This is a genomic window from Zoogloea ramigera (assembly GCF_006539865.1).
In the GTDB taxonomy this organism is placed as follows: Bacteria; Pseudomonadota; Gammaproteobacteria; order Burkholderiales; family Rhodocyclaceae; genus Zoogloea; species Zoogloea ramigera.
On record NZ_BJNV01000142.1, the window covers coordinates 1 to 3,450 of the forward strand.

Here is a 3,450-nt window from a genome sequence, read left to right on the forward strand (position 1 = left end):
GTGGTGTGCGTCGGCGAAGGCACTATCGCAAGTGTTCATGCGGTTCTTGAGATTGCGGAAGCGGTCAACTGCCGTTTCTAGGTTCAAGTAGCACGGCGTCGGTGGATTGGATTGTGCGTCCCTGCCCCTGCCTGCAGCGCCAAAACAAGCTTGCCGTGGTCACCCCGGCTCGCCTCCGCAAACCCGCCGCACCACAAACTCCTCCAGCCGCGCGCCATAGGCATCCAGCTCGGCCGCCGACAGCTCGCGACCGCGGGCGCCGGCCGGCAGGTCCACCACCAGGCACAGGCAGCGCGCGCCCCGGGCGCAGGCCGCGGCGGCCAGGTGCAGCGGCAGCGTGCCGATCACCAGGTCGCCCGGGGCCAGCAGCGCCGGGTCGAGGTGGGCCACCCGACGCAGCCCGACCAGGCCCTGCTGCTGCGCCCACTCCAGCGCGCCCGGGTGGCGACTGACGAACCAGCGGGTCACGGCAGCGGCCCGCCCAGGGGCGCCGGCAGGCCGGTCCACTGGATGCCCGCCGGCAGCGTGGCGCAGCCGATGCGCGCCTGCAGGCCACGGGCGGGCAAGGCGTAGCAGCGCATGTCATCGTCCCGCGGGTCGATCAGCCGGCCAAGCTCGGCCAGGCAGGCCTCCAGCTGCTTCGCGGTGCCGACGAACAGGAACACGCTGTACTCGATCGGGCTCGCCTGCCCCACCATGAAGCGATGGATGCGTTGTAGCCGGCGCGGCGAGCTGACGTCGTAGGCCACGATCCAGTTCATGCCGCCTCCGCCCGCCCCTGCAGCACCTGCACCACGTCGTCGATGCCCTCGGCAAGCTGCCGGCGGAACAACTCGGCGCGGGTCTCGAAGGCCGCGTAGAAGCGCCCGCGGCCGGCCTTGCCGAGCAGGCAGGCGTCGGCCGTCTTCGAAAAATCCTCGGCGCGCAGCGTCTCGTCGCGGAACAGCCCCAGCACGAAGCGGTCGGCGTGGGGGCGCAGCGCCTCGATCAGGTCGCAGGCCAGGGACTCGCGGCCGAAATCGAGGGCGTGGTAGAAGCCCACGTAGGGGTCGAGCCCGGCGCCGTACAGCGCCAGCACCGCCTCGGCGTGCAGCAGGGTGTAGGTGAGGGACAGCAGGGCATTGACCGGGTCGCGCGGGGGTTGGCGGTTGCGCCCCGAAAAATGCAGGCGCTCGGGCAGGATCTCGCTCAGCGCCTCGAAGTAGCTCGCCGCCGCCGCCCCCTCCAGCCCGCGCAGGGAGGCAATGCTGGCCTGCGCGTCGATCTGCCCGATCATCCCCTCCAGGCGCCGCTCGCAGGTGACCAAGGGGTAGCGGTGCAGCGCCCGCGCCTCGCGCCGTTCGCGGATCAGCTCGAGCTGGCCGAGCAGCTTGGCATGTACCACGGCCCGGGCAAAACGCAGGCAGAAGCCCTCGTCCAGGGACAGGCGGTACTGGGCGATGCGCCGCGCCGCGTCGTTGTGGGGGCAGCCGAGCAACAGGCTGGGGCGTCCCAGCCGCCCCGACAGCACCACCACCCCGATCCCGTGCTCGCCCAGCTTGCCCAGCAGGCTGGCGCTCAGCTTCACGTCGCCGCGCAGGAACACCCGCGACAGGGGCATCAGCGGCACCGTGCCCACCCGCTCGCCGTTCTCGGCAAACACCAGCGCCTCGCCGTCGAGCTTGAGCTCCACCCCGCGGCGGTCCACGAACAGACTGGTCATCCCGGCACTCCTCAAAGAATCATGAAAGTCTGGCAGGCGGGGCGGGCCCGCCCGAGGTACACCACCGCCTGGCGCGGATCGAGCTGGAACAGGTGGGCCCGGTCGGTGACCGCGTCCAGCAGCCGCGTCAGCTCATCCTGCACATGGCGCAGCTCGGCCGGCGTCAGCCAGCACTCGAAGAAGGATTTTTGCCCGCCGGCCTTGTAACCGAGCAGAAAGCGATGGACCCGCCGCAGGCGCCGCGGGTCGGCCACGTCGTAGCACACCAGGTAGAGGCAGCGTTTGGCATCGGTCATGGAGCCAGCTTAGGCCGCCCCGCCCCGGGCGGGCGCTGCGGCAAGCTTGCCGGGCAGCGGGAGGCCCAGCCGCGGGGCCCGCTGACCGGAATTTGCCCGACAGACCCCCGCGGAACGAGCCCGGCGCCCCAATTTGGGGCACACAACCCCTGGCGCGCGATCCGCGCGCCTCATTTTTAGGCGTCAGCTTCACTCAAAGTGAAGCGGCGATCCCGCAGCGCTATCCGAATGCCTCATTTTGAGGCGTCAGCTTCGCCAAAAGTGAAGCGCGGCTCGCGCCGCGCGCCATCGGAGGGGGAATCTGCCCCACGAATGCCGCCATCCCCCCGGGTGGGGGCTCTCTCAAGGAAACGCAGGGCCGCCACCAAAGTTTCCTTGACCCCCACGGGGGGCGGGCTGGGCGGAGCCCGGCCCTGGGGGCGCTCAGACGGAAGCGGGCAGGCACAAAAAGACAGCGGCCCGAAGGCCGCGAGGGAGAAAGGGTCAGGCCGCCGGGTCGGGCTTGTCGAGCCGCAGGCGCGGGCTGCGATCGGGCAGCGACGCCCGCAGCAGATCGAGGCCGTCGCTCTCACCGTGGGCCTTCATGAGGGTGTAGCCGTCGCGGGCCCCGGCATACACATCGCTGCCCAGGGCCGTCAGGGTGTCCTGGCTCTTCTCGAGGGCCTTGGCGAGGCGGTGCACCCGCGGCCGCAGCGCATCGAAGGCCGCCAGGTCACGCTGCAACTCGGCAACGCTGAACGACGGCGGCAGCGCCTGGGGGTACTGGGGCAACACCGCCGCCGCCAGCCGGCAGAAGGGCTCCAGCCGGTCGCCCATCTTGGCGAGGGCGCGCATCTGCTCCTCGCTGATGGGCTCGAAGATGTCGGTGACCGCCTCGATGGCGTCGAGCGCGGCGTCCAGCTTGGCGAGCAGTTCGGCCGGGATGTCGATGGAAATCACGTTTTGGGTCATGGGCAGGCTCTCGAGGATGCGTGGATGGAATGCGCACAGCGAGCCGGCCCCCGATCCGGAGCCCTGCCGGCGCCATGGCATGGTACCCACGGCCGCTTCATACGAAAAGCATTATTTTTTGCCTACGGCATGAACCCGGGGCATCCCACGCAGGCCGACCGGCCCCACGGGCAAGCGCGGCCGGTCGGCAATCCCTTTGGGGTCAGGGCTGGGGGTTCTCAGAACATCGACGCCTTGCACGCACTCCGTTTTAGGTCTTGATCCCTTTTTTCAGGGCTTGGGTTTCTCCCTGGCCGATGAACGGGACGCCCTGGCGGCGCAGGTCTTAATCCCTTTGATTTCAGGGCTTGGGTTTCTCCTACTACTATTTCTACTAGATCTTGCCCTGAGCGTCTTAATCCCTTTGATTTCAGGGCTTGGGTTTCTCGGCGATATGGAACTTGCAAGCTGGTGCGGAAACGGGTCTTAATCCCTTTGATTTCAGGGCTTGGGTTTCTCCCC

Annotated in this window: 5 protein-coding genes; all 5 read right to left on the bottom strand. The window is 68.9% G+C overall.

Features of this window, described 5'->3' with window-relative positions:
* Nucleotides 1-159: 159 nt before the first annotated feature.
* A complete protein-coding gene (gene csx16, locus ZRA01_RS20025; RefSeq protein ID WP_141355131.1) occupies nt 160-468 on the bottom strand; it encodes a CRISPR-associated protein Csx16 in 309 nt (102 codons plus the stop codon).
* On the bottom strand, nt 465-761 hold the full coding sequence (locus ZRA01_RS20030; RefSeq protein WP_141355132.1) for a CRISPR-associated endonuclease Cas2: 297 nt from the start codon (nt 759-761) through the stop codon (nt 465-467). Before ZRA01_RS20030 ends, csx16 begins: the two co-directional genes overlap by 4 nt.
* Nucleotides 758-1,702 carry a CRISPR-associated endonuclease Cas1 gene (cas1, locus tag ZRA01_RS20035; RefSeq protein ID WP_141355133.1) on the bottom strand — a complete coding sequence of 315 codons (945 nt, stop codon included), beginning with the start codon at nt 1,700-1,702 and terminating at the stop codon, nt 758-760. Before cas1 ends, ZRA01_RS20030 begins: the two co-directional genes overlap by 4 nt.
* Before the next feature lie 11 nt (nt 1,703-1,713).
* Nucleotides 1,714-1,998 (bottom strand): CRISPR-associated endonuclease Cas2, encoded by a 285-nt coding sequence (gene cas2, locus ZRA01_RS20040; protein ID WP_141355134.1) that lies wholly within the window; start codon nt 1,996-1,998, stop codon nt 1,714-1,716.
* Nucleotides 1,999-2,481: 483 nt separating this feature from the next.
* On the bottom strand, nt 2,482-2,949 hold the full coding sequence (locus ZRA01_RS20045) for a hypothetical protein (RefSeq protein ID WP_141355135.1): 468 nt from the start codon (nt 2,947-2,949) through the stop codon (nt 2,482-2,484).
* Nucleotides 2,950-3,450 lie beyond the last annotated feature (501 nt).